Annotated in this window: 23 protein-coding genes and 1 pseudogene; 20 read left to right on the top strand and 4 right to left on the bottom strand. The window is 65.2% G+C overall.

Annotated elements, in window-relative coordinates; genetic code table 11:
• Positions 1-105: 105 nt before the first annotated feature.
• Entirely contained in the window at positions 106-1,005 is a 900-nt protein-coding gene (gene ppk2, locus AXW83_RS05195) for a polyphosphate kinase 2 (protein ID WP_066611246.1), read from the top strand.
• Between the two features lie 161 nt (positions 1,006-1,166).
• On the opposite strand, the gene AXW83_RS05190 is transcribed toward ppk2, so the two are convergent.
• A complete protein-coding gene (locus tag AXW83_RS05190; RefSeq protein ID WP_066611244.1) occupies positions 1,167-1,730 on the bottom strand; it encodes a GNAT family N-acetyltransferase in 564 nt (187 codons plus the stop codon).
• Between the two features lie 13 nt (positions 1,731-1,743).
• Positions 1,744-4,113 carry an Orn/Lys/Arg family decarboxylase gene (locus AXW83_RS05185; RefSeq protein ID WP_066611242.1) on the bottom strand — a complete coding sequence of 790 codons (2,370 nt, stop codon included), beginning with the start codon at positions 4,111-4,113 and terminating at the stop codon, positions 1,744-1,746.
• Positions 4,114-4,417: 304 nt separating this feature from the next.
• Here AXW83_RS05185 and AXW83_RS05180 point away from each other — a divergent pair, with 304 nt between their 5' ends.
• The 19 genes and pseudogenes from AXW83_RS05180 to AXW83_RS28210 form a co-directional block, all read left to right on the top strand.
• Positions 4,418-6,163, top strand: a complete 1,746-nt coding sequence (locus AXW83_RS05180) for an alkaline phosphatase (protein WP_066611240.1) — start codon at positions 4,418-4,420, stop codon at positions 6,161-6,163.
• 28 nt (positions 6,164-6,191) lie between these two features.
• Positions 6,192-6,656: a hypothetical protein gene (locus AXW83_RS05175; protein ID WP_210179646.1), complete on the top strand. Its 465-nt coding sequence runs from the start codon at positions 6,192-6,194 to the stop codon at positions 6,654-6,656.
• Positions 6,634-7,353 (top strand): ABC transporter ATP-binding protein, encoded by a 720-nt coding sequence (locus tag AXW83_RS05170; RefSeq protein WP_082766955.1) that lies wholly within the window; start codon positions 6,634-6,636, stop codon positions 7,351-7,353. Before AXW83_RS05175 ends, AXW83_RS05170 begins: the two co-directional genes overlap by 23 nt.
• On the top strand, positions 7,350-8,585 hold the full coding sequence (locus tag AXW83_RS05165) for an FtsX-like permease family protein (RefSeq protein WP_066619873.1): 1,236 nt from the start codon (positions 7,350-7,352) through the stop codon (positions 8,583-8,585). Before AXW83_RS05170 ends, AXW83_RS05165 begins: the two co-directional genes overlap by 4 nt.
• Before the next feature lie 475 nt (positions 8,586-9,060).
• On the top strand, positions 9,061-9,831 hold the full coding sequence (locus AXW83_RS05160; protein ID WP_066611238.1) for a phosphoadenylyl-sulfate reductase: 771 nt from the start codon (positions 9,061-9,063) through the stop codon (positions 9,829-9,831).
• Complete coding sequence (gene cysD, locus AXW83_RS05155; RefSeq protein ID WP_082766954.1) at positions 9,765-10,730, top strand: sulfate adenylyltransferase subunit CysD; 966 nt, start codon at positions 9,765-9,767, stop codon at positions 10,728-10,730. The genes AXW83_RS05160 and cysD overlap by 67 nt, the downstream gene beginning before the upstream one ends.
• A complete protein-coding gene (locus AXW83_RS05150) occupies positions 10,730-12,385 on the top strand; it encodes a sulfate adenylyltransferase subunit 1 (RefSeq protein ID WP_066611234.1) in 1,656 nt (551 codons plus the stop codon). Before cysD ends, AXW83_RS05150 begins: the two co-directional genes overlap by 1 nt.
• 217 nt (positions 12,386-12,602) lie before the next feature.
• On the top strand, positions 12,603-12,851 hold the full coding sequence (locus tag AXW83_RS05145; protein WP_066611233.1) for a hypothetical protein: 249 nt from the start codon (positions 12,603-12,605) through the stop codon (positions 12,849-12,851).
• Positions 12,852-13,135: 284 nt separating this feature from the next.
• Complete coding sequence (locus tag AXW83_RS05140) at positions 13,136-13,459, top strand: 2Fe-2S iron-sulfur cluster-binding protein (protein WP_066611232.1); 324 nt, start codon at positions 13,136-13,138, stop codon at positions 13,457-13,459.
• On the top strand, positions 13,459-13,809 hold the full coding sequence (locus AXW83_RS05135) for a DUF2849 domain-containing protein (RefSeq protein ID WP_066611230.1): 351 nt from the start codon (positions 13,459-13,461) through the stop codon (positions 13,807-13,809). Before AXW83_RS05140 ends, AXW83_RS05135 begins: the two co-directional genes overlap by 1 nt.
• A 2-nt stretch (positions 13,810-13,811) precedes the next feature.
• On the top strand, positions 13,812-15,479 hold the full coding sequence (locus tag AXW83_RS05130) for a nitrite/sulfite reductase (protein WP_066611229.1): 1,668 nt from the start codon (positions 13,812-13,814) through the stop codon (positions 15,477-15,479).
• A complete protein-coding gene (locus AXW83_RS05125; protein WP_082766953.1) occupies positions 15,469-15,981 on the top strand; it encodes a DUF934 domain-containing protein in 513 nt (170 codons plus the stop codon). The genes AXW83_RS05130 and AXW83_RS05125 overlap by 11 nt, the downstream gene beginning before the upstream one ends.
• A 32-nt stretch (positions 15,982-16,013) precedes the next feature.
• Complete coding sequence (locus AXW83_RS05120) at positions 16,014-16,208, top strand: hypothetical protein (protein WP_156639811.1); 195 nt, start codon at positions 16,014-16,016, stop codon at positions 16,206-16,208.
• Between the two features lie 868 nt (positions 16,209-17,076).
• The gene (locus AXW83_RS05115; RefSeq protein WP_066611226.1) at positions 17,077-18,036 is read left to right on the top strand and encodes a sulfonate ABC transporter substrate-binding protein; all 960 of its coding nucleotides are present in this window, start codon (positions 17,077-17,079) and stop codon (positions 18,034-18,036) included.
• Positions 18,037-18,078: 42 nt separating this feature from the next.
• On the top strand, positions 18,079-19,230 hold the full coding sequence (ssuD, locus tag AXW83_RS05110) for an FMNH2-dependent alkanesulfonate monooxygenase (protein WP_066611225.1): 1,152 nt from the start codon (positions 18,079-18,081) through the stop codon (positions 19,228-19,230).
• A 7-nt stretch (positions 19,231-19,237) separates the two neighbouring features.
• A complete protein-coding gene (gene ssuC / locus AXW83_RS05105; RefSeq protein ID WP_082766952.1) occupies positions 19,238-20,092 on the top strand; it encodes an aliphatic sulfonate ABC transporter permease SsuC in 855 nt (284 codons plus the stop codon).
• Positions 20,093-20,102: 10 nt separating this feature from the next.
• Positions 20,103-20,933, top strand: a complete 831-nt coding sequence (locus tag AXW83_RS05100; RefSeq protein WP_066611223.1) for an ATP-binding cassette domain-containing protein — start codon at positions 20,103-20,105, stop codon at positions 20,931-20,933.
• Between the two features lie 13 nt (positions 20,934-20,946).
• Positions 20,947-21,516, top strand: a complete 570-nt coding sequence (locus tag AXW83_RS05095; protein ID WP_156639809.1) for a flavin reductase family protein — start codon at positions 20,947-20,949, stop codon at positions 21,514-21,516.
• A gap of 231 nt (positions 21,517-21,747) precedes the next feature.
• Positions 21,748-21,845: pseudogene (locus AXW83_RS28210) on the top strand (alkylhydroperoxidase domain protein); the annotation flags it as partial.
• A gap of 214 nt (positions 21,846-22,059) precedes the next feature.
• On the opposite strand, the gene AXW83_RS05090 reads toward AXW83_RS28210, so the two are convergent.
• Positions 22,060-22,509, bottom strand: a complete 450-nt coding sequence (locus tag AXW83_RS05090) for a type II toxin-antitoxin system VapC family toxin (RefSeq protein ID WP_236841822.1) — start codon at positions 22,507-22,509, stop codon at positions 22,060-22,062.
• Positions 22,475-22,747: an antitoxin gene (locus AXW83_RS05085; protein ID WP_066611219.1), complete on the bottom strand. Its 273-nt coding sequence runs from the start codon at positions 22,745-22,747 to the stop codon at positions 22,475-22,477. The genes AXW83_RS05090 and AXW83_RS05085 overlap by 35 nt, the downstream gene beginning before the upstream one ends.
• Positions 22,748-22,837: the final 90 nt, after the last annotated feature.

The raw sequence follows: 22,837 nt of genomic DNA, 5'->3' as shown, positions 1-22,837 counted from the left end.
TCCCGGTGCACTCCTCCAGGGGCTGCACGGGGGCTGCGGAAAGCGATCGAGCGTCAAGACGCCCTGCCCGCCGTTCCCTAGAGCAAATGTCAAAGGTTAGCAGTCATGACCACCGATCTGGACCGCATCAAAGCCGAGATCGCCGACAGCTTCGACGAAGAGCTGGAGATGCAGCTCGAAGAGGACCGGATCGACGAACTCGTCGCCGAAGGTGTCGGCCCTGCCGGTTCGACCCTCGACCGGAAGATCTATTTTCGCGAGCTGTTCCGGCTCCAGCACGAGCTCGTGCGGCTCCAGGACTGGATCCAGTACAAGAAGCTCAAGGTCGTGGTCCTGTTCGAGGGTCGCGACTCGGCCGGCAAGGGTGGCGCGATCAAGCGCGTGACGCAGCGCCTCAATCCGCGGCTCTGCCGCGTCGTCGCGCTGCCTGCGCCCACCGAGCGCGAGAAGCATCAGTGGTATTTCCAGCGCTACGTCCCGCATCTGCCGACCGCCGGCGAAATGGTCCTGTTCGACCGCAGCTGGTACAACCGCGCCGGCGTCGAGCGGGTGATGGGCTTCTGCACCCCCGAGGAGCTCGAGGAGTTCTTTCGCTCGGTTCCCGATTTCGAGCACATGCTCGTGCGCTCGGGCATCATCGTGATCAAGTACTGGTTCTCGATCACCGACGAGGAGCAGGAGTTCCGCTTCCAGATGCGGATCGCCGACCCCCTGAAGCAGTGGAAGCTCTCGCCCATGGACATGGAAAGCCGTATCCACTGGGAGGATTATACCCGCGCCAAGGAAGAGATGTTCGACCGGACCCATACGGAGTATGCCCCGTGGTGGGTGGTTCAGGCGGTCGACAAGAAGAAGGCGCGGCTCAACTGCATCGCGCATCTGCTGGCGCAGATTCCGTATGAGGATGTGCCCAAGCAGGAGATCACCCTGCCCGACCGCGTGCGCCATCCCGACTATGCCCGGCAGGCCGTGCCCCCGGAGCTCCACGTCCCGGATCTCTACTGAGTCGTCGGCCGGCCAGAGCATTGCGCGAAAAAGTGGGTACCGGTTTTCGCTCAAGCAATGCTCTAAACTTCTGGCACCATCGCTCCGGCCGCATCGCGGGCGGAGCGATGATCTGGACTTAGAATGCGCGGCTTCGGTTCAGCAATCGCGGCTCACCGCGTTTAAGGTGTCGGCGAGCCGCCCTTCGGCGCGATCGGCGATGTCGCGCCGACGCCCAGCGACCTCTGCACCATGACGCTGTCGGACCATTTGCCGTAGCGATAGGCGACGCCCGGCAGCAGGCCGACCCGCGCGAAGCCGAAACGCTCATGCAGGGCCAGCGAAGCAGCGTTTTCCGCGTCGATATAGCCGATCATCTGCCTGAAGCCCGCGGCGGCGCAGGCGTCGATCAGCGCCTGCATCAGCAGACGCCCGATCCCGCGACCGACATGGTCGTGATGGATGTAGATCGAATGCTTGACCGTGAAACGGTAGGCCGGCCGTTTCCGGAACGGCACGACATAGGCATAGCCGACGACCTCGCCGCCGAGCGTCGCCACCAGATGCGGCAGCCGGCGGTTGCGCAGGTTCTTGCGCCGATCCTTCAGATCGTCGGGCTGGGGCGTGCCGCGATCCTCGACGCCGTCCTCGACGCCGCGCCGGATATGCCGGCGATAGATCGCCAGCATGGCCTCGACATCGGCATCGCGCGATGGCCGGATGACGACGGGGGTTTGCTGCTCCATGGATCGTGCCTGCTCAGCCGCCGGCCTGTTCGCCGACGACATAAGTGTAAAGCCGCACCGCGCCGGTGTGATCGATCTCGCGATAGACGCCCTGGATCTCGACATCGAAGCCGGGGAAGGTGTTGAAGCTCGCCTCGAACATCCTGAGATAGTCGATCATCGGCTGGGCCCGCTCGGTCAGCCGCTCGCCGGGAACGATCGTCGCGATGCCCGGCGGATAGACCACGAAGGGTGTCGTCGCGATGCGGCCGGCGATGGTGTCGATCGGCAGGTAATCGACGTCGTTGCGGGTCAGGCAGCGTGCCGCATCATGGGGCGACATCGCCATCTCCGGCAGGTGCTCGGGCGAGAACTGCTTCGCCTGCAACCCGCTGACATCGGCGTCGCGGAAGAAGCGGTGCATTTGACCGCAGAGATCGCGCAGGCGCACGCCCTCGTATCGCGAAGGCCTGCGCCGATAGAACTCCGGGATGGCGTCTTCGAGCAGGGCGTTTTCGTCGTGGAGCTTCTTGAAGGCGACGAGCCCGCTGATCAGCGTCCCGGCCTTGCTCGCTTCGACGCCTGGCGTCAGCAGGAAGAGCAGCGAATTGAGATCGTTCTTTTCGGCGACGATGCGGTTCTCCCGCAGGAACTGGGCGACGACGGGCGCCGGGATGCCGTGTTCGGTGTAGGCGCCCGTCGCGCGATCGAAGCCGGGCGTCAGCAGCGTCAGCTTGTTGGGGTCGGTCATGGCAAAGCCCGCCGCCATCCCCGCAAAACCGTGCCAGGCCGCGTCGGGCGCGAGCTGCCAATAGGCCGGGTCGCTCGCGAGTTGGTCGGTCGCGACCATCTCCCAGGCGACGTCATGCACGCCGCCGGGCCGCGCGGCATCGGGGATCGAGACCCGGTCGGGCACGAAGGGCTCGAAGAACCAGCGCCGCTCGGGCCGCGCCTCCTTCTCCTCGAACTCGCGCCTGACGGCACGGATCTTCTTGCGGAGCTCGATGCCGAGCCGGATCGTATCGTCCCAGAGCACTTCGCCGGAGCGCCCCTTCATCATCTGCGCACCGACATCGAGCGAGGCGAAGAGCGGATAGAAGGGCGAGGTCGAGGCATATTGCATGAAGCTCTCGTTGAAGCGGCGGTGCTCGACGCGGCGCTTCTGGCCCTTGATATGCCGGTCCTTCATGTGGATCTGCGAGGCCTGGCTGAAGCTCGCCAATTGCTTGTGGGTCGACTGCGTCGCGATGATGCCCGGCGAATCGGGCCCGAGATCCTTCAGCCCCATGGCGAAGCGCCCGGCATAGAGCGGGTGGAACTTCATGAAGCCGGCCCAGGCCTCGTCGAACATGATGTAGTCGCAGAGATGCCCGATGCGCTGGAGGATCATCTCCGCGCTGTGGATCGTTCCGTCATAGGTGCACTGCTCGACCACGGCGACGCGGAACGGGCGCGGCTTCTTCCAGGCCTCGGGGTCCTTGACCAGCGGATTGGTCCGGATGCGCTCGCGAAGAGCGTCCTCGTCGAAGCTGTCCCAGCGCATCGGGCCGATCAGTCCCCAGGCGTTGCGGACCGTGGGAATGTAAACCGGGATGCCGCCGGCGATCAGCAGCGCGCCGTGATGAGCGGCCTTGTGGTTGTTGCGGTCGAACAGCACGAGATCGCCATCCGTCACCAGCGCGGCCAGCGCGACCTTGTTGGAGGTCGAAGTGCCGTTGAGGACGAAATAGGTCTTCTCCGCCCCGAAAATCTGGGCGGCTTCCTTTTGGGCCTTGAGGGCCGGACCCTCATGGGTCAGCAGATCACCGAGATCGAGCACGGAATTGTCGAGGTCGTCGCGGAAGACCGCCTCGCCGAGATGCTCCATGAACACCCGCCCGATCGGGCTGCGGCTGTAGAACACGCCGCCATTATGGCCCGGACAGGTCCAGAGGTGGTTGCCCTCCTCGGCATAATCGACGAGCGCGCCGAAGAACGGCGTCTTCAGCGTCTCGGCATATTGCTTGAGGCGGCTGATCAGGCTCTTGGCGATAAAGGGCGGGGTTTCCTCGGACAGAAAGATGTAGCCGTCGATGAAATCGAGCACTTCGACCGGCACATCCTCGAAACGCTTGCGGCGGATCAGCAGGATGATCGGGAATTCGAGCCCGCGCCGGCGCATCAGGTTGATGAGCGACGCCGTCTTGCCTTCCAGGCCCTTCTTGCCCCAATCGACGACCATGCAGCCGATGGCGGCATCGGTCTGCACCGCGATCTCGGCGTCTTCGAGCTTGCGGGCCTTCACGACCTCGAAGCCAGAGCGTTCGATCTCGTCGACGATCTGATGGAAGCGGATTCCCTCGAGATCCTCCGCATCGAAGTTCGGCGTCGCGAACAGGAAGGTGAAGCGCCTGAAATAGTCCATCTCGACTCCGCTGAATGAGGTGCGAGGTTTCAGGGAGTCACATGACAACAAGGCGACTTTCGGCGCGATCATGTGACAAGATGCAGCTTGGCGACGAGCAGGCGTCCGCAGATCCAGCATCGGCACGAACCTGCTTGCAGCTTGGACGGCCCCCGACGACCAGACGCGGCGGTGGACGGTAATGGGACACACTGACATGAATGCCGGCACTTCGCCGATCGACTCCCCTACCGTCGCCATAGTGTCATGCGCGGCTGCAACTAGCTCGCCCCATCCATAGGATCACGGATCATCGGAGGTGGGGATGCAACTGAAAACGATTTGGCACGCGACGGCGGTTGGAGCCGTCCTTGCAACCGCGCCGGTGGCCGCGCAGACGATCTATCCGATCAACCGCGCCGAAATCCTCGAGGGCTCGCGCTTCGACTTCAAGGTCGAGTTTCCCGACGCGCCGACCTCGGCCGACGTCGCCGTGACGATCAACGGCAAGGCACCCGCCGAGATTTTCGGCAAGGCGACGGCCTTCATGCAGAACGAGGAAGGCCAGAAGCATTCGGCCCTCTGGCTGCGTGGCGCGACGCTGCCGGCCGGCAACTATGTTGTCGAGGCGACGCAAGGCACCAAAAAGGCGACGGTCAAGTGGGAGGTCTTCGCGACCGCCCAGCCGCGCCGCGCCAAGAACGTCATCCTCTTCGTCGGCGACGGCATGTCGATCGCGCATCGCACCGCCGCGCGCATCATGTCGAAGGGCTGGGAAGAAGGCCGCTATAATGGCGAACTCGCCATCGACGACATGCCCAACATGGCGCTGATCTCGACTTCCGGCAACGATTCGGTCGTCACCGACAGCGCCAACAGCGCCCATGCCTACACCACCGGCCACAAATCCTGCGTCAATGCGCTCGGCGTCTATTGCGCCAAGAACGCACTGACGCTCGACCATCCCAAGGTAGAAACCATCGCGGAGCTGATCAAGCGCCGCAGCGGGATGACCGTCGGCGTCGTCACCAACGCCGAAATCGAGGACGCGACGCCGGCTTCGATGGTCGCCCATACCCGCCGCCGCTCGGACTACAACGACATCGTCAAGATGTTCCACGAGGTGCAGCCCGACGTGATCATGGGCGGCGGCTCGCCGAACTTCCTGCCCAAGTCGACGCCGGGCTCCAAGCGCACCGACGATCTCGACTTCATCGCGCAGTTCAAGACCGCCGGCTACACCATCGCCACCACCAAAACCGAGATGAACGCGGCCGCCGCCTCGGGCGCCAAGAAGCTGCTCGGCCTCTACAACACCTCCAACATCGACGGCGCCTTCGACCTGCGCATCGCCAAGAAGGGCGGCATCTCGAAGTTTCCCGACCAGCCCGACGTCGCCGAGCAGACCAGGGCCGCGATCGACATGATGAAGGGCAATCAGGACGGCTTCTTCCTGATGGTGGAATCGGGCCGTATCGACAAGTACAGCCACTCGCTCGACTGGGAGCGCGCGGTGTTCGACACGATCATGCTCGACAACGCCGTCAAGATCGCCAAGGATTTCGCAGGCGAGCGCAACGACACGCTGATCATCGTCGTGCCGGACCACACCCATGCGGTCTCGCTCGTCGGCACCTATGACGACGAGCGCCCCGGCCAGCTCCTGCGCGACAAGCTCGGCACCTACGCCGACTCGAAGCCGCCGAATTACGGCCCTCTCGATGCCGACGGCTACCCGACCGACGTCAACACCTCGCGCCGGCTGGCTGTCGTCTTCGGCACATATCCCGACACCTGCGACACCGGCCGCCCCTTCATGAACGGCGAGCGCGTGCCGGCGGTGAAGAGCGCCGACGGCAAGACCAATGTCGCCAACGAGGGCGATTGCACCGGCCCGCTCGCAACCCGCAAGGCCGGCAACCTGCCCTTCGACGCCAATTCCGGTGTCCATTCGGCCGATGACGGTCTGCTGACCGCAATGGGCCCCGGCGCCGAGAAGTTCCGCGGCCACAAGCCCAACACCTACGTCTTCCGCGTTATGGCGGAGGCGTTGGCCCTGGGCGGCAAGTAAGCCGGCCGGCCGCCGACAGGAACGAAGGATGCAGCGGCAACGCCGTCATACGCTGACCACCCGCCGCGCGACCCTGATGGGTCTCGCGGCGGCAACGCTTTGCGGGAAGGCCCTCGCGGCCGATTCCGGCATGATCACCTTCGACGGCCTCTACAAATCGTTCGGCGTACTCGGCTTTCAATTCTCCGACCGGGTCGTCGCGCTGCGCGGACAGCCGGTTCGCCTGACCGGCTACATGGCGCCGCCGCTGAAGCCGGAAAGCCATTTCTTCGTGCTGACGCGCGAGCCGCTGGCCATCTGCCCGTTCTGCCAGTCGGACGCCGACTGGCCGGTCGATATCGTCGTCGTCTTCATGAAGGAGATAACGCCGATGGTCAGCGCCGGCCGCAAGGTCGTCGTGGCCGGCCGGCTGGAGATCGGCTCGGCTACGGATCGCGATACCGGCTTCGTCAGCCAGATCAGACTCGTCGATGCCAGCTTCACCCTCGCCTGAACGAGCTGCCGCCAGAGCGCTCCGGCTCTCCGCCGTCACTCTCGACCATCGCGGCGGCGACGGGCGCCCGTTTCGGGTCCTCGACATTCCCGAACTGACCGTGCCTGCAGGCACCCATATCGGGCTGCGCGGTCCTTCAGGCTCGGGCAAGACCTCGCTTCTGCACCTGATCGCCGGCTTGATCGTGCCGGGTACGGGCACGGTCGCCTGGGGCGAGACCGTACTCTCTGCGCTGCCGGCCGGCGCTCGCGACCGCTGGCGTCTCGCAACGCTCGGCTTCGTCTTCCAGGATTTCCACCTCATCCCGGAACTCGACATCCTCGCCAACATCACCCTGCCCGCAACGTTCTCATCGTGGCGGGTCGGCCGGGAGGAACGGGAGCAGGCGGCGGCGGTCGCCGCGCGCATGGGCCTCACCGATCTGCGCCGCAGGACCGGCGTGCTTTCTCGTGGCGAACAGCAGCGCGTCGCGATCGCGCGCGCGGTCTGCCGGCGCCCCGCCCTGATCCTCGCCGACGAGCCGACGGCGAGCCTGGATGCAGCCCATGCCGACGAGGTCGGAGCCTTGCTGGTCGATGCCGCCCGCGAGGCCGGGGCCACGCTGATCTGCGCCACGCATGATGCCGCGCTGCTGGCGCGGATGGAGCGGCGGCTCGACATCGCAACCGCCACGCAGCTGTGGGACGCGGCCGCATGAATCCATTTGCAATGGTCCTTGCCGATCTGCGTGCGCTGCGCTGGACGGCGGCCGCGATCGTCGCGCTGGTGGCGGTGGCCGTGGCGATCGGCGTGGCGATCGGGGCGCAGGAACGCGCGTTACGGCAGAGTTCGGCGGCGGCCGCCGACGATTTCGACCTGCTGATCGGTGCTCCGGGCAGCCAGGCGCAGCTGCTGATGTCGACCGTCTATCTGCAGCTCGACGCGATCCCGCTCGTCGAGGGGAGCGTTCTCGGGGCGCTGGCCCGCGACGAGCGCGTCGCCGGCTTCGCGCCGATCGCCTTCGGAGACGTCACCCGCGGCTATCCGATCATCGGCACCACAGCGGCCTTCGCCACACGCTGGGGCCGCATCGCGCCGAACGAGGGCCGGCTCTTTTCCGCCGAAGGCGAGGCTGTCGTCGGCGCCGATGTGGACTATCGCCTTGGTCAAAGCATCACGCCATCGCATGGCGTCGCGGGACAGGCGCACAAGCCCGGCGAGGAGGATGCCGACGAGGCGGGTCATCGCCATGCCGGCCACGACTACACCGTCGTCGGGCGCCTGCCGCGACTTGGATCGCCGTGGGATCGCGCGATCCTGGTGCCCATCGAAAGCGTCTGGGAAGTCCACGGCCTCGGCAACGGACACGCGACCGGGACGGAGACGATCGGCCCGCCCTTCGACGGAGCCCCCATACCCGGCGTGCCGGCGATCGTCGTCAAGCCCCGCAGCGTCGCCGGAGCCTACGCCCTGCGCAGCCAGTATCGCCAGGGCGGGACGATGGCGTTCTTCCCCGCCGAAGTGCTGGTGGGACTCTATCGGGCACTCGGCGATGCGCGTGGCGTTCTCATCCTGGCCTCGACGCTGAACGCGACCTTGGTCTTCGCCGCGATCCTGCTTCTCCTCATCGCGGTGACGGGGCTGCGCCGGCGACGCTATGCCGTGCTGCGGGCCATGGGCGCGCCCCGGCTTTATGTCCTGCTCGTGATCTGGCTCGGGATGGCCGCGTTGATGGCGTTCGGCTGCGCCGCCGGCCTGTTGCTCGGCGGCGCAGCCGCTTCGGTGCTGTCGCAGCTGGTCGAAGCGGAAACCGGTCTTCACCTCGCGATCTCGCTCGGCAAGCCCGAATTTCTGCAAATCGGCCTGCTGTTCTGTGTCGGCACTCTCCTCAGCCTGTTGCCGGCGCTCGCGTCGTTCACCAGCCCGATCGGAACAGGACTGCGGGGCTGACGTCCATCATCGCCGGAACCGGCCACCAGCCGGCGCCGCACCGCTTCGATGACGGACGCCTCGGCCAATGGCTTCTGCAGGCAAGACGAATACCGTCGAGAGCGGCGGGGCCGGGAGGTTATCTTTCCCTTTTGTCTGCGATCTTTGAAAACCGCTTTCGTTGACCCGACCCTCGCGATCGACGACATTTGAGGGGTCGATTTCACGGTGATGGATCGATCGCGGGATTTGTCGAAGCAGTTCTGCGCCGCGCTACTACTGCCGAAAGCATCACGATGACATCGTGGGCTCCAGTCCCGGGGACATTTCGTGATCGCCTTCATCGACCTGGTTGCAACACGTCTCCCTCATTCTTCGAAGGGTCTGCATCCCTCGCGATGTTGATGATGTCGCGCCACCCTGCGGTGTAGCAGGCCACCCTTGATCCATCATCTCAGATACCAAAGGCGCCGACATTCTCGGCGAATGAAGCCGTATGGCCAAAGTGGCCGCAACCGACGAAACAGCCCAAACCGCATCAGACCCGTCAGCCCCGAACCGGGTCATCGGGCGCTTGCGGCGTGCGCGTGCGGACGTCCCGGGTCGTCTCATCTTCACGACCAGTTTCGGGCTCGAAGATCAGGTTCTGACGCACCTCATCGCGGAGGCAGGGCTGGCGCGAGAGGTTTCCTTCGCGACGCTTGATACCGGGCGCCTGTTTCCGGAGGTTTATGATCTCTGGTCGGAGACGGAACGGCGCTACGGCCTCAGCGTTTCGGCCTTCTTGCCGGATGCGAGCTCGGTCGAGCGCATGGTCCGGGAACAGGGTATCAACGGCTTCAAGGCCTCGCAGGAAGCGCGCAAGCGCTGCTGTTTCCTGCGCAAGCTTGCCCCCCTGGACCGGGCGCTGGCAGGAGCTGCCGGCTGGATCACGGGCTTGCGCGCGGGCCAGTCAGAGGCGAGAGCGGCGACCGGTTTCATCGAACATGATCTCCAGCGTGGCCTGACGAAGATCAACCCGCTGCACGACTGGAGCCGCGAGCAGGCCCGTCTGGTTGCCCAAGACCTCGGCGTGCCCGTCAACCCGCTGCACGCGCGCGGCTTCGTCTCGATTGGATGCGCGCCCTGCACACGCGCTATCGTTCCAGGCGAGTCCGAGCGTGCCGGTCGCTGGTGGTGGGAGCAGGATGCGGCGAAGGAATGCGGCCTGCATGTCGGCGACGACGGCCGGCTCGTCCGCACGCGCACGGCGGAGGTCGCGCTGTGATCGCGCCCGGCCATCTCCAGAACCTCGAAGCCGAGGCAATCTTCATCCTGCGCGAGGTCGTGGCGACCTGCGACAATCCGGTGCTGCTCTATTCGATCGGCAAGGATTCCGCCGTGCTGCTGCATCTGGCGATGAAGGCCTTCTCCCCCGGCAAGCCGCCCTTCCCGCTGCTGCATGTCGATACGACCTGGAAATTCCGCGAGATGATCGCGTTCCGCGACGAAACCGTGCGCCGGCTCGGGTTGGAGCTGATCGTTCATATCAATCAGGATGGCGTAAAGGCCGGCATCGACCCGGTCTCGTCAGGCTCGCGCATCCATACCGATGTGATGAAGACGCAAGGGCTGAAGCAGGCGCTCGACAAATACCGGTTCGACGCCGCCTTCGGCGGGGCCCGCCGCGACGAGGAGAAGACGCGCGCGAAGGAACGCGTCTTCTCGCTCCGGAGCGCCGACCACCGATGGGATCCAAAGAACCAGCGGCCGGAGCCCTGGTCGTTGTTCAACACCGCCAAGAGGGCGGGCGAGAGTTTCCGCGTCTTTCCGCTCTCGAACTGGACCGAACGCGACGTCTGGGACTACATCGCGCTCGAAGGCATCCCCGTCGTGCCATTGTACTTCGCCGCCCCCCGTCCCGTGCTTCGCCGCGGCGATGCCTGGATCATGCGCGACGACGAGCGCCTGCCATTGCTGCCGGGCGAGGTCGTCGAAACCCGCATGGTCCGCTTCCGGACGCTGGGCTGCTACCCGCTGACCGGCGCGATCGAAAGCGATGCAACCAATCTGACCGACATCATCGCCGAGATGCGGGCGTCGCAGAGTTCCGAGCGACAGGGCCGGATCATCGACCATGATGGAACCGGCTCGATGGAGCAGAAGAAGCAGGAAGGCTATTTCTGATGAGTGCCCTCAAGGCCCGGCAGCGCGCCAACGAAGCGGCGCGGCCGGACGACGGCCCGGCCAATGACGACGGGATCGAGCCGCGCTCCCTGCTGCGCTTCTTCACTTGCGGCTCCGTCGATGACGGCAAGTCGACGCTAATCGGCCGCATCCTGTTCGAGACCGGGGCGGTCTTCGACGACCAGCTCGGCACTCTCCAGCGAGATTCCCGCAAGTTCGGCACGCAAGGCGACGAAGTCGACTACGCGCTGGTCGTCGACGGGCTCTCGGCCGAGCGCGAGCAGGGCATCACCATCGATGTCGCCTATCGCTATTTCTCGACGCCGAGACGCGCCTTCATCGTCGCCGACACGCCCGGCCATGAGCAGTATACCCGCAACATGGCGACCGGCGCCTCGACCGCCGACCTCGCCGTCATCCTGGTCGATGCGCGGCTCGGCCTGCTCAGGCAGACGCTGCGGCATTCGTTCATCGTGTCGCTCGTCGGCGTTCGCCATGTCGTCGTGGCGGTCAACAAAATGGACCTGGTCGGCTACGATCGGGCCGTCTTCGAGCTCATCAGCGCCGACTATCGCGCCGCCGCCGCTCAACTTGGCTTCACACAGATCAGCTTCATCCCGGTCTCGGCGCGCAACGGCGACAATGTCACGAGTCCGTCGGCGGCGATGGCGTGGTATCGCGGCGAGCCCTTGCTGGCCCATCTGGAAAACGTCTCGGTCGAGGCTTCGGGCCGGGTCCATGAGGGCGCGGTGTTGCCGGTGCAATGGGTCAACCGACCCGATTCCGGCTTTCGGGGCTATTCGGGCAATCTCGCGCTGGGGCAACTAAAGCAGGGCGATGCCGTCGCCATCCTGCCCTCAGGCCGCACGAGCCGCATCGCGCGCATTCTGGCCCCCGCCGGAGAAGTGGGGCACGCCTCCGCCGGCCAAGCCCTGACCGTAACCCTGGCCGACGAGATCGACGTTTCGCGCGGGGACCTGATCGTCGATGCGGCACGGCGTCCCCCGGTCCGACGCAGCCTGAACGCGCGCCTGCTCTGGACAGGCGAGGCGCCGCTCGCTTTGGGCAACCGCTACGCACTGAAGCTCGGCAGCAGCCATGCTCATGCCGTGGTCAAGGCACTGCACCACAGCATCGACGTCGCGACGGTGACGCCGGTGCCTGCGACGACGCTGGCTATGAACGATATCGGGACGGTCACGCTCGACCTCGACAGGGCGATCGGCGTCCTGCCGTTCTCGGTCAGCACGGAACTGGGTGGATTCATCCTGATCGACACGATCAGCAATGAGACGGTCGCGTTCGGCTTCGTCGATGAGGCGGCGACGCCGTCAGCCGGGACCAACTCCCGCCTCCCAGGCTCCGTCGCCACCCTGCTTGCCTCCCTGCGCAACCGTATCGGGCCCGCCGGGTCCCTGACGCGCAGCGAGCTTTCCGGCGCGGTCGGCGGCAATATGCTCGCCTCTCTCGTGCTGGGGGCGCTCGTCCATGGCCTGACCGGCAGCCTGTCGTCGGCACTGCTTGTCGCGGTGGCCGATCTGGCGTTGCGACCGCTTTTCGTGGGCGGGGCATGGGCCTTGGCGCGCGGCCTTTGGCATCGCCGCCGGAGCCGGAACCAACTCGCTTCGGAGAATGTCCTGGGCGACGGGATCTGATGGTCTGTCGGGTCGGAATTACGTCGGCTCGGAGAGGAAAGACCGCTCTTCTGAAACCGGGTCTGGAAGCAGCGGTCTGTTCTCCCGAACCGGCCAAATTTGAATAACAGTGCTGCCTCGGTCTCTTGTCTGCTGCCTTGCCTCAGCATACCCTTACGTTCCGTAAAAAGAACTTTTTGACCCGTCGGTCGGGCTGGTCCCAGCAACGGAGAGCACGATGCCCCGCCCCGCACTTCGTCGCCTGATCCAGGCCGGCCTTGTTCTGGGAGCCTTCTCTTTGCGCTTTGGGGTCGTGGCCGGGGCGCGTGCGCAGACTGAGTCGCTGAACGTCTCCCGTGATCCGACCCAGGAGCTTAACGTCTCCAAGATCGACCTCGTCACCATCTTCGGCGGCTGGGCCAAGGCAAGGCCGATCCATTTCGGCGATGGCAGCACCTTCGACCAGTTCTACAGGCCGGCTCTTTGAGCCGAGCGCCCTGCCGGGTTCGGCCAGGCGCGTGATCAAGCCAACGGCCTATCGGATGTGGTGCTGATCCCTCTCGCAGCCTTTGCCTCAAGGCGATTGCGCGCTCGTCGGACCGGCCGATCCTGACGAGGGCGCCACGATTTCCGCGGCCGTGGCCGCGCCCAGCGCCTCAGCGGGGTCAATTTCACTAAAGCGAATGTACAATATAGTAAAACCATCTCGCTTGCGTGAATTGATCGGCCGCCGTCCTTCGTTTAAACTCCGTTCGGAATACAGAACGGAGCATGACGGTTTTGGCTACGCTGCACGTCACCGACAGACATGGCCGGTCCCATGAGCTCGACACCGTCGAAGGCTGGCGGGTCATGGAAATCCTGCGCGACTGCAAGGTCGGCATCGACGGACTATGCGGCGGTTCCTGCGACTGCGCGACCTGCCATGTCGTCGTCGCGCCCGACTGGGCTCACCGGCTCCCCGAACCCCGCGCCGACGAGATCGACGCGCTCGACACGCTGCCCCTGATCGAGCCGACATCGCGCCTCTCTTGCCAGATCATCTGGGCGGACGCCCTGGACGGGCTGCGGCTGCACTTGCCGGAAGCGGCCTGATGACCAGCACCCCGAAGCGCCCACCTCTGCCTGCCATCCTGCTCGCCAACGACCTGCTCGACGGGGACGTCGTCTTTGCCGTGGAGGACGCAGACGGAGCCTTGGACTGGACGCGAGATCCCCGTCTCGCGCTGGTCGCTGACGAGGGCGTCGCCGCCGGCAGGCTGGAAGCGTTCGCTGCAGCCGCACGACAGCAGGTCGTCGATGCCTATCTCGTCGATGTGGAGATTGGCCCGAACGGGCCCGTGCCGCGCCACTTCCGGGAGCGTTTCAAGACGCTCGGACCCAGCACTCGCCCGGATTTGGGCAAGCAGGCCGGTGAAGGCATCGCCGGCCGCCGGAGCGCCTGACGATGTACCGCTACGATGAATTCGACGAGCGTTTCGTGCGCGACCGGGTCGCGCAGTTTGGCGATCAGGTCGCCAGACGCCTGGACGGCTCCCTGACCGAGGATGAGTTCAAGCCGCTGCGGCTGAAGAACGGCGTTTATTTGCAGCTCCACGCCTACATGCTGCGTATCGCCATTCCCTATGGCACGCTCTCGTCGCGGCAATTGCGCCAACTCGCGCTGATCGGCGAGCGCTACGACCGCAGCTACGGCCATTTCACCACCCGCCAGAACCTGCAGTTCAACTGGCCGAAGCTGCGCGACGTGCCGGCCATCCTGGACCTGCTCGCCGATGTCGAGATGCACTGCATCCAGACCTCGGGAAACTGCATCCGCAACGTCACGGCCGATCACTTCGCCGGCGTCGCGCAGGACGAGATCGAGGATCCGCGCCCGGTCTGCGAGCTGATCAGGCAGTGGTCGACCGCCCATCCCGAGTTCAGCTATCTCCCGCGCAAGTTTAAGATCGCCGCCACCGGCGCGCAGCATGACCGCGCGGTGATCAAGGCGCACGACATCGGCCTGAGGATCGTGAGGCATCCCGAGAGCGGCGAGATCGGCTACGAGATCAGCGTCGGCGGCGGGCTTGGCCGCACGCCGATGATCGGCAAGGTCGTGCGCGACTTCCTGCCCAAGGCTGACCTGCTCGCCTATCTCGAGGCGGTGATGCGGGTCTACAATCTCGAGGGACGGCGCGACAACAAATATAAAGCGCGGGTCAAGATCCTAGTCCACGAGATCGGGACGGAGGAATTCCGCCGCCGGGTCGAAGCGGAGTTCTCGGCTCTCGACGGGCCTTCGGTGAATGCCGACGCCGAAGAGCTGGCCCGTATCGCGGCCTATTTCACGCCGCCCGCCTATGAGACGTTGCCGCCCGACAGCGGGGCGCTTGCCGTGGCCAAGGCGGGCAACCCGGATTTCGCCCGCTGGGTCGATACCAACCTCACCCCGCATCGCGTGCCGGGCTACACTGCGGTGACGATCTCGCTGAAGCCGGTCGGACTGGCGCCGGGCGATGCGACCTCCGAGCAAATGCGGCTGGTCGCCGATCTCGCCGAGCGCTACTCCTTCGACGAATTGCGCGTCACCCATGCGCAGAACCTCGTCCTGCCGCATGTCCGCAAGGACGATCTCTTTGCGATCTGGCAGGCGCTTGTCCCAGTGGGGCTCGCCACCGCCAATCTCGGATTGATCACCGACATCATCGCCTGCCCTGGCCTCGACTACTGCTCGCTCGCCACAGCCCGCTCGATCCCGATCGCCCAGGCCATCGCGCAGCGCTTCGCCGATGCGGATCGTCAGGCGTCGATCGGCGAACTCAACATCAAGATTTCCGGCTGCATCAACGCCTGCGGCCATCACCATGTCGGCCATATCGGCATTCTCGGTCTGGAGAAGCGCGGCATCGAATCCTACCAGATCACGCTCGGCGGCGACGCCACCGAGAATGCCGCAATTGGGGAAATTCTCGGGCCGGGCCTTCCGGCCGAGGACGTGCCCGACGCGATAGAGGCGATCGTCGGCGTCTATGAGAGCCAGCGTCATGACGGAGAGCGTTTCATCGAGACGGTAAAGCGCGTCGGATTGGTGCCGTTCAAAGCCGCCTTCAGGGAACTGGCCGATGCTGCTTGATCGCAAGGGTGCCATCACGGAAGGCTGGACACGCACGGAAGGTGCCGCGATCGGCAACCTGTCGCAAGCGCTTGTCGGTTTCGACGCGCTGCCGGACGCCTTGGCTCAACTGGCCCAGGCTCAGCAGATCGGAGTTCTGATTCCCAATGCGCTCCCCGTGGCGGCGCTGGAGCCCTTCCTGCCGAGGCTGTCGCTCATCGGCATCGCTTTCCCGGCCTTCGCGGATGGCCGCGGCTTCAGCCTGGCGAAAGCGATCCGCCGTGCCGGTTATGACGGCACGTTGCGGGCGTCCGGCCCGCTGATCCCCGACCAGTTCGCCTATGCGCTGGCCTGCGGATTCGACGAGATTGAACTGCCAGACAGCAGCGCCGCCCGACAGAGCGTCGAGCAATGGCAACTGGCCAGCCGACATCTCAAAAGCAACTATCAGCGCGGCTATCGCCGCGAAGGCAATATCCTCGACAACCGCCGTCAGGCCCGGGCGGACACCCCCGTGGCATGAGTGCGACCGGGGATGATCTGGAGGCGCAACTGATGGACCGTGCTGCCCGCTGGACCGAGGATACGGCCTCCCGCGAGATCGCCGACTTCCTGCCCCGGAGTCGCCATGAGCGCTGGATCGATCTCGGCTTCGGCTTGCTGGTCGCAATCCTGCTGTTGGGATGGTCGGCGTTACCAGACCCCGCCGCCCGGCCGCAGCCGCCCACCGGTCAGTCAAGTCCGCGATGATCCAAGACATCCCGAGGACATGTCGGCACGCCGCAGCGAACCGCTGGCGACATTGCCTCAGTTAGCCGCAACTACTCCTGCCAAGCCGGTCCATTTTGCCGCCCCCCGCGTATGGCCGATTTTCTGCGCAGTCGCGTCGCGTTGGTACCCTGCCGAGGCCGCGCGCTGAGCTGTCTGGCGAAAAGGGATGCCGTTTGAGCGCCATTGCGAAACGGGATAACCGACGCCAAGCGGAGGCGAGACAAAAGCGCCAAAGGCAACCGGACCAGGAGGGTATTATCCTTCTTCCCGCCCGATCTTTGAAATCCGTTTTCATTGACCCACCGCGTCAAATCAAGAACAGTACATGTATTGGTCGAAGCAATTATTCGATCCATCGCGGGATTTGCTGGAGCAGCTTGCGCCGCGTCACCAAAGCTAAAAGCACCACGATAAGATCGTGGGCTCCTTTTATGGAGACACACCGTGATCATTCTTGTCGACGTTGTCGTCGGACACCTTCTTCGTCTCTCAGATTTCCTGCGCTCGACGCGATGTTGAGGCCGGTCCTGCAGCGTATCCCGCGCTGCTGAGGACAGCTTCTCCCCATTCCCGCAGATGAAGAAGGCGCCGAAGCCATCGGCGAAGGTATCCGCATGTCCAAAGCCATCGTGATCGAAGTTCAGGGTGACGCCGCCGGCATCGTCGTCGGCCAGAACGGGAACTTCCGCTTCTTTTCTTCCCAGCCAGCCTTCGACGCTCTCGACGGCAAGACCTTTCGCTCGGTGGAGCAGGCCAGCGCGCAGCCGCCACGCGCCGCGCCGGACAGGGTCTTCCGAAGGCCGCCTGAGCACGCCCCCCGACATCGAAATCAGGAAAGACTTGCATCATGGACCGCAGAGACTTCATCGCCGGCCTCGCCGGAACATCGCTCGCCTTCGCTTCAGGGGCAGCCACCGCCCAGTCGCCCGCGGCGCCGAAGGAGCTACGCATCGGCTTCCAGAAGAACGGCATCCTGCTGATTGCCAAGCAGCAGGGCGTCCTCGAGAAACGCTTCGCTGCGCAAGGCATCGCCATCAAATGGGTCGAGTTCCAGTTCGGGCCGCCGCTGCTTGAAGCGCTGAACACCGGCTCGATCGACTATGGGCCGACCGGCGACGCGCCGCCGATCTTCGCCCAGGCAGCCAAGGCCAACCTGCTCTATGTCGCGACGCAGGAGGCCGCTGGATCGGGCGCGGCGATCCTGCTGCCGCCGAAATCGCCGATCCAGACGCTGGCCGACCTCAAGGGCAAGAAGATCGCTTTCGCCAAAGCATCGAGCTCGCACAATCTGACGATCGCCGCGATCGAGAAGGCCGGGCTCGGCTATGACGAGTTCACGCCGGTCTATCTCCCCCCGGCCGATGCGCGTGCCGCTTTCGAGCGCGGCTCGGTCGATGCCTGGACGATCTGGGATCCGTTCTTTGCCATCGCCGAGCAGATTCCGGGCGTCCGGATCCTGGCGCTCGCCAAGGGCATCGTGGCGCAGAACGCGTTCTACCTCGCCAACCGCGACTTCACGGGCAAGCACCCCGAGCTCGTCGCAGCGATCAATGACGAACTCGCCAAGGTGGCGCGCTGGGCGGAGGCCAACCGGGGCGAGGTGGCAAGCGTCCAGGCCGCCGCGACGGGCCTGCCGATCGAGCCCTGGAAGCGTGCTGTAGACCGGGCCGATTTCCTGATCGCGCCGCTCAATCCGCGCGTGCTCGACGAGCAGCAGCGGGTCGCCGACCGCTTCCATCGCCTCGGCCTCATCCCGAAGGCCATCAATGTTCGCGATATCGTCTGGGAGTGGAAGCCGACGGCCTGAGCGCCGACGCCTCCCCTCCTTCCTCAACGCGAGTGCATCGACATGACCGACAAGCCTCTCGACATCTTCTGGTTCATTCCCGTCAGCGGCGACGGCTCCTATCTCGGCACGACCGAGGGCCATCGCCCCGCCGATTTTCGCTATCTCAAGGAGATTGCGCAGGCCGCCGATCGCCTGGGCTATGGCGGCGTGCTGATCCCGACAGGCAAAAGCTGCGACGATCCCTGGATCACGGCGGCCGCGCTGGCCCCGCTCACCGAGCGGTTGAGATATCTCGTGGCCGCCAGGCCCGGCGTCGCATCCCCGACCTTCGTCGCGAGACAGGCCGCCGCCCTCGACCGGGTCAGCAATGGCCGCTTCATCGTCAACATCGTCACCGGCGGCAATCCTTCCGAACTCGCCGGCGACGGCATCCGCCTGCCCCATGACGAGCGCTATGCCCATACGGCTGAATTCCTTAGCGTCTATTCCCGCCTGCTTGCCGGGGAGAGGGTCGACTTCACCGGAAAATACATCGATGTCCAGGGCGCCAAGCTCGACTTCCCGCCGGTCCAGAGCCCGCCGCCGATCTGGTTCGGCGGTTCGTCGGACCCCGCGCTCGATGTCGCCGCCGAGCATGTCGACACCTATCTGACTTGGGGCGAGCCGATCCCGCAGGCCAAGGCCAAGCTCGATGCCGTCCGGGCGAGAGCCGCCGCTCGTGGACGCAAAGTCCGCTTCGGCCTGCGCATTCATCTAATCGTGCGGGAGACCGATGCCGAGGCCTGGGCCGCGGCCGACAAGCTGATCAGCAAGCTGCCAGCCGAGGCAATCATCGCGGCACAGAAAAAATTTGCAGAGGAGTCGGATTCCATCGGCCAGAAGCGCATGAGCGCGCTGCATCTCGGCCGCCGCGATCAGCTCGAGATCGCGCCCAACCTTTGGGCCGGCATCGGCCTGGTGCGCGGCGGCGCCGGCACCTCTCTGGTCGGCAGTCCCGAGACGGTCGCAGCGCGCCTGCGGGAATACCAGGCGCTCGGGATCGAGACGATCATCGCCTCGGGTTATCCGCATCTGGAAGAGGCCTACAAGGTTGCGGAACTGCTTTTCCCCGTGCTTGGAATCGGCGCGCAGACGCAGACAACGCATCGCACGCAGATCGGCGAATTCGGCATCAGCGGCACAGGCGTGCGCGTCGCCGTCGCGGCGTCGTGAGGGCGGAATGACTGATTTCGCTCAACCCGGACTCAGCGCACCGGTCGTTGCCTCGCCATCGAGCGGGAGGCGGCTTTCTCCCCGTACCAGGTCGTTCCAGCCGGTGCTGTCGCAGCTGATGCCCTGGCTTTTGCCCCTGGGCCTGCTGCTGGTCTGGCAGGCCGGCTCGAAGCTCGGCTGGATCGCGGCCAATGTGCTGCCCGCGCCGAGCGACGTGCTCGCCGCCGGATGGCGGCTGACGCTGAACGGACAGTTGGGCGAGAACATCGCCGTCAGCTTCAAGCGCGCGATCTCCGGCTTTCTGCTCGGCGGCTCGCTCGCCTTCGCACTGGGCCTGTTCAACGGCCTGTCCAAGACCTCCGAGCGGCTCACCGACACCACCGTCCAGATGATCCGCAACATCCCCAATCTTGCGCTGATCCCGCTGGTGATCCTCTGGTTCGGGATCGAGGAGGAGGCCAAGCTGTTCCTGACCTCGCTCGGCGTGTTCTTCCCGATCTACATCAACACCTTCCATGGCGTGCGCACCGTCGACAGCCAGCTCGTCGAGATGGGCCGCTCCTACGGGATGAGCAACTGGGAGTTGTTCCGCCGCGTCATCCTGCCCGGCGCCCTGCCCTCGATCTTCGTCGGCGTGCGTTATGCGCTCGGCATCATGTGGCTGACCCTGATCGTGGCCGAGACGATCGCGGCCAATTCCGGCATCGGCTACATGGCGATGAACGCCCGCGAGTTCATGCTGGTCGACGTCGTCGTGCTGGCGATCGTGATCTACGCCGCGCTGGGCAAGATCGCCGACTCGACCGTGCGGCTGTTCGAACGGCTTTGCCTGTCCTGGCATCCGGCCTTCCAGAAAGCCTGAGGATCTCGCCATGACGACAGCGACGCTGGCGCCGAGCGCGCTTTCCTTCGACGCCCTGTTCGAGGACAAGGCGGCAAGATCCAGAGCCGCGCTCGGCCAGGAGATCGCCATTCGCGGCCTGACAAAGCGCTTCGGCGATCTCGAGGTCCTGCGCGGCATCGATCTCGACATCCCCGCCGGCCAGTTCCTCGCCATCGTTGGGCGCAGCGGCTGCGGCAAGAGCACCCTGCTGCGTATTCTTGCCGGCCTCGACGCGGCCAGCGACGGCACGCTACGTTTCGGCCAGGGCTCTAGCGCGACGGAGACGCCGCGCATCATGTTCCAAGAGCCGCGCCTGCTGCCCTGGGCGCGCGTGCTCTCCAATGTCGAGGTCGGTCTCGGGGCCGACCGCAAGCTGCCTGAGGCCGAGGAGCGCGCCTTTCAGACGCTGCGGGCCGTGGGGCTCGAAGCCAAGGCGGAGCAATGGCCGGCCGTGTTGTCTGGCGGCCAGCGCCAGCGCGTGGCGCTAGCCCGCGCGCTGGTCAGCCGGCCGCGTGTGCTGGCGCTCGACGAGCCCCTGGGCGCCCTCGACGCGCTGACCCGCATCGAGATGCAGAGCCTGCTGGAGCGCGTCTGGCAGACGCAAGGCTTCACCGCGATCCTCGTGACCCATGACGTTTCGGAGGCGCTGACGCTCGCCGACCGCGTCGTGATGATCGACGATGGCCGGATCACGCTCGACATCACCGTCAACCTTCCCCGCCCGCGCCGGCGCGGCTCGGTCGATCTCGCTTTGCTCGAAGAGCGCATCCTCAAGGACCTGATCCGCGAGGACACCAACCCGCCCGACTACACGATCTGAGGAGACCGGGACGATGTCGGTTGTCACGCCCCTGCACAAGCCTGTTCGCCTGGTCCAGGACGATGTCGCGAGCTTCCGCCAGGCCTTGAGGCATCTCGCCGGCGGGGTCAGCGTCATCACGACCGGCCACGGCCCGGACCGCACCGGTCTGACCGCGACTTCGATCTCGTCGCTTTCGGCCGAGCCGCCGACGATCATGTTCGGACTGAACCTGTCGTCGTCGAGCTATCCCGTGCTGACGCGGACCCGCAGCTTCGGCGTCAACTTCCTTAATGCGACGCAAAAGCAGGTCGCCGACCGCTTCGCCGGGCGTCATGGTGAGAAGGGTGCGGCGCGCTACGCCGACGCCGAGTGGACGAGCGGCGTCACCGGCGCGCCGCTGCTGACTGGGGCACTGGCGGCGCTGGACTGCGAGGTCGAAGAGATCATCGAGCGGCATTCCCACGCCATCATCATCGGCCGCGTCCGCGAGGTCAGGCTCGGGCACGACGACGCCGCACTCGTCTACTGGCGCGGCGATTATGACCGGCTCGGCTGGATGGCCGAGGAAGCAAGCACGGCCTTGGGACTAAGGGCCTACTAGCCCAACCCAAAGGCGGGACGGCTTCGGCCATCCTCCGGCCGCACGCAACCGAATGGCTTCGACTAAGCTGCGCAACGGGCTACCCCGCAGAACGTGCAGGAACCAAACGACGGTCAAACCGCCCGGCGAGGGCTCTGCTTGATGTGACGGACGAGCTTGGCGCACAGGTTTGACCATCGCCGATGGCTCCTACGACCTTCACCCAGGCCCAGCTGAACTGGACCGCATGGCTCGGTCCTGTCGATCGCTGACCTGATCCACCCGCATCCTTCTTCAACTGGGCGAACCGGCTCATGCTGTCTCTCGGCGAGCCGGAGAGGCAGGCATGAATGGCGCGACCTACGGGAGTCGAACCCGTATTTCTATAACATTAAATAAATCATATACTTAGCCTGATTTATAATTTGGATTCCTACCATTTTTCATACCATGATTCCTACCAGAGCTTCGTGCCGTGCGAACTGCGTTTATCGCGCGCCGAAGGCTGGAGTGCAGGTAGCTGGCCCGGCCGACATAACTGATCGAAGGAAAGCCTAGCGCCGCTCAAGAGGCCCAGTCCGTCACCATCAGGCCAGGCACGCGCTCGAACTCGCGCCGATTGCCGGTGACCAGAACCGCACCGCGCCGCCGGGCCTGCGCCGCAATCAGAGTATCGTAGGCGCCGATCGGCGTTCCGGCCGCTTCGAGGGTGGCCCGAATATCGCCGGCTTCCGCTGCATCGTCGGCATCGAACGGCACCATCTCGAATCCTTCGGAGAGAAACGTATCGAGTACGCGGCCTGAGGCCTCACGCCTCACGCTCTTGGCTATCCCATATCTCAGCTCGAAAACGACCACCGACGAGATGAGAAGCCGGGTTCCGACGGCGAGCTCCTGTTGAAGCCTGGCATCGACCGCGGGAACCCGCCCGTTCAGGGCATGAACGACGACGTTGGTATCGAGGCAGAACATCGGGCGATCAGCCGAAATCGACTGTGTCGTCGGCTCCAACATGCGGATCTTCCGGCAGCCCCTCCGTCAGGAAATCGCGGGCGCCCAGCGCATCGAGCTGCGCCCTCCAGGCGCCGGCGTCGAAGGCAGGCTTCCTGATGGGCTCAAGGACGACCTTGTTTCCGACCCTGCTGACATGGACCTCCGTTCCCTCGAAGCGGAATTCCTTCGGCAGACGGACCGCCTGGCTGCGGCCATGCATGAAGAGCTTGGCGGTCGATGAGTTCGTCCGGGCGCTCATGATCGGCCTCCATGAATGGTATCTACCGACAATAGATATCATCACTCGGCGCTGTGTCAATCGTCGGCTGGAATGGCCTCTACATCCCGG

Origin of the sequence: Bosea sp. PAMC 26642 (assembly GCF_001562255.1) — a bacterium.
Lineage (GTDB): Bacteria > Pseudomonadota > Alphaproteobacteria > Rhizobiales > Beijerinckiaceae > Allobosea.
This window is presented reverse-complemented; position numbering and strand designations above follow the sequence as displayed.

Bases quoted from the DNA above. Each gene is read 5' to 3' on its own strand.
- ppk2 (WP_066611246.1), top strand. From the start codon at position 106: ATGACCACCGATCTGGACCGCATCAAAGCCGAGATCGCCGACAGCTTC.
- AXW83_RS05190 (WP_066611244.1), bottom strand. From the start codon at position 1,730: ATGGAGCAGCAAACCCCCGTCGTCATCCGGCCATCGCGCGATGCCGAT.
- AXW83_RS05185 (WP_066611242.1), bottom strand. From the start codon at position 4,113: ATGGACTATTTCAGGCGCTTCACCTTCCTGTTCGCGACGCCGAACTTC.
- AXW83_RS05180 (WP_066611240.1), top strand. From the start codon at position 4,418: ATGCAACTGAAAACGATTTGGCACGCGACGGCGGTTGGAGCCGTCCTT.
- AXW83_RS05175 (WP_210179646.1), top strand. From the start codon at position 6,192: ATGCAGCGGCAACGCCGTCATACGCTGACCACCCGCCGCGCGACCCTG.
- AXW83_RS05170 (WP_082766955.1), top strand. From the start codon at position 6,634: ATGCCAGCTTCACCCTCGCCTGAACGAGCTGCCGCCAGAGCGCTCCGG.
- AXW83_RS05165 (WP_066619873.1), top strand. From the start codon at position 7,350: ATGAATCCATTTGCAATGGTCCTTGCCGATCTGCGTGCGCTGCGCTGG.
- AXW83_RS05160 (WP_066611238.1), top strand. From the start codon at position 9,061: ATGGCCAAAGTGGCCGCAACCGACGAAACAGCCCAAACCGCATCAGAC.
- cysD (WP_082766954.1), top strand. From the start codon at position 9,765: ATGCGGCCTGCATGTCGGCGACGACGGCCGGCTCGTCCGCACGCGCAC.
- AXW83_RS05150 (WP_066611234.1), top strand. From the start codon at position 10,730: ATGAGTGCCCTCAAGGCCCGGCAGCGCGCCAACGAAGCGGCGCGGCCG.
- AXW83_RS05145 (WP_066611233.1), top strand. From the start codon at position 12,603: ATGCCCCGCCCCGCACTTCGTCGCCTGATCCAGGCCGGCCTTGTTCTG.
- AXW83_RS05140 (WP_066611232.1), top strand. From the start codon at position 13,136: ATGACGGTTTTGGCTACGCTGCACGTCACCGACAGACATGGCCGGTCC.
- AXW83_RS05135 (WP_066611230.1), top strand. From the start codon at position 13,459: ATGACCAGCACCCCGAAGCGCCCACCTCTGCCTGCCATCCTGCTCGCC.
- AXW83_RS05130 (WP_066611229.1), top strand. From the start codon at position 13,812: ATGTACCGCTACGATGAATTCGACGAGCGTTTCGTGCGCGACCGGGTC.
- AXW83_RS05125 (WP_082766953.1), top strand. From the start codon at position 15,469: ATGCTGCTTGATCGCAAGGGTGCCATCACGGAAGGCTGGACACGCACG.
- AXW83_RS05120 (WP_156639811.1), top strand. From the start codon at position 16,014: ATGGACCGTGCTGCCCGCTGGACCGAGGATACGGCCTCCCGCGAGATC.
- AXW83_RS05115 (WP_066611226.1), top strand. From the start codon at position 17,077: ATGGACCGCAGAGACTTCATCGCCGGCCTCGCCGGAACATCGCTCGCC.
- ssuD (WP_066611225.1), top strand. From the start codon at position 18,079: ATGACCGACAAGCCTCTCGACATCTTCTGGTTCATTCCCGTCAGCGGC.
- ssuC (WP_082766952.1), top strand. From the start codon at position 19,238: ATGACTGATTTCGCTCAACCCGGACTCAGCGCACCGGTCGTTGCCTCG.
- AXW83_RS05100 (WP_066611223.1), top strand. From the start codon at position 20,103: ATGACGACAGCGACGCTGGCGCCGAGCGCGCTTTCCTTCGACGCCCTG.
- AXW83_RS05095 (WP_156639809.1), top strand. From the start codon at position 20,947: ATGTCGGTTGTCACGCCCCTGCACAAGCCTGTTCGCCTGGTCCAGGAC.
- AXW83_RS05090 (WP_236841822.1), bottom strand. From the start codon at position 22,509: ATGTTGGAGCCGACGACACAGTCGATTTCGGCTGATCGCCCGATGTTC.
- AXW83_RS05085 (WP_066611219.1), bottom strand. From the start codon at position 22,747: ATGAGCGCCCGGACGAACTCATCGACCGCCAAGCTCTTCATGCATGGC.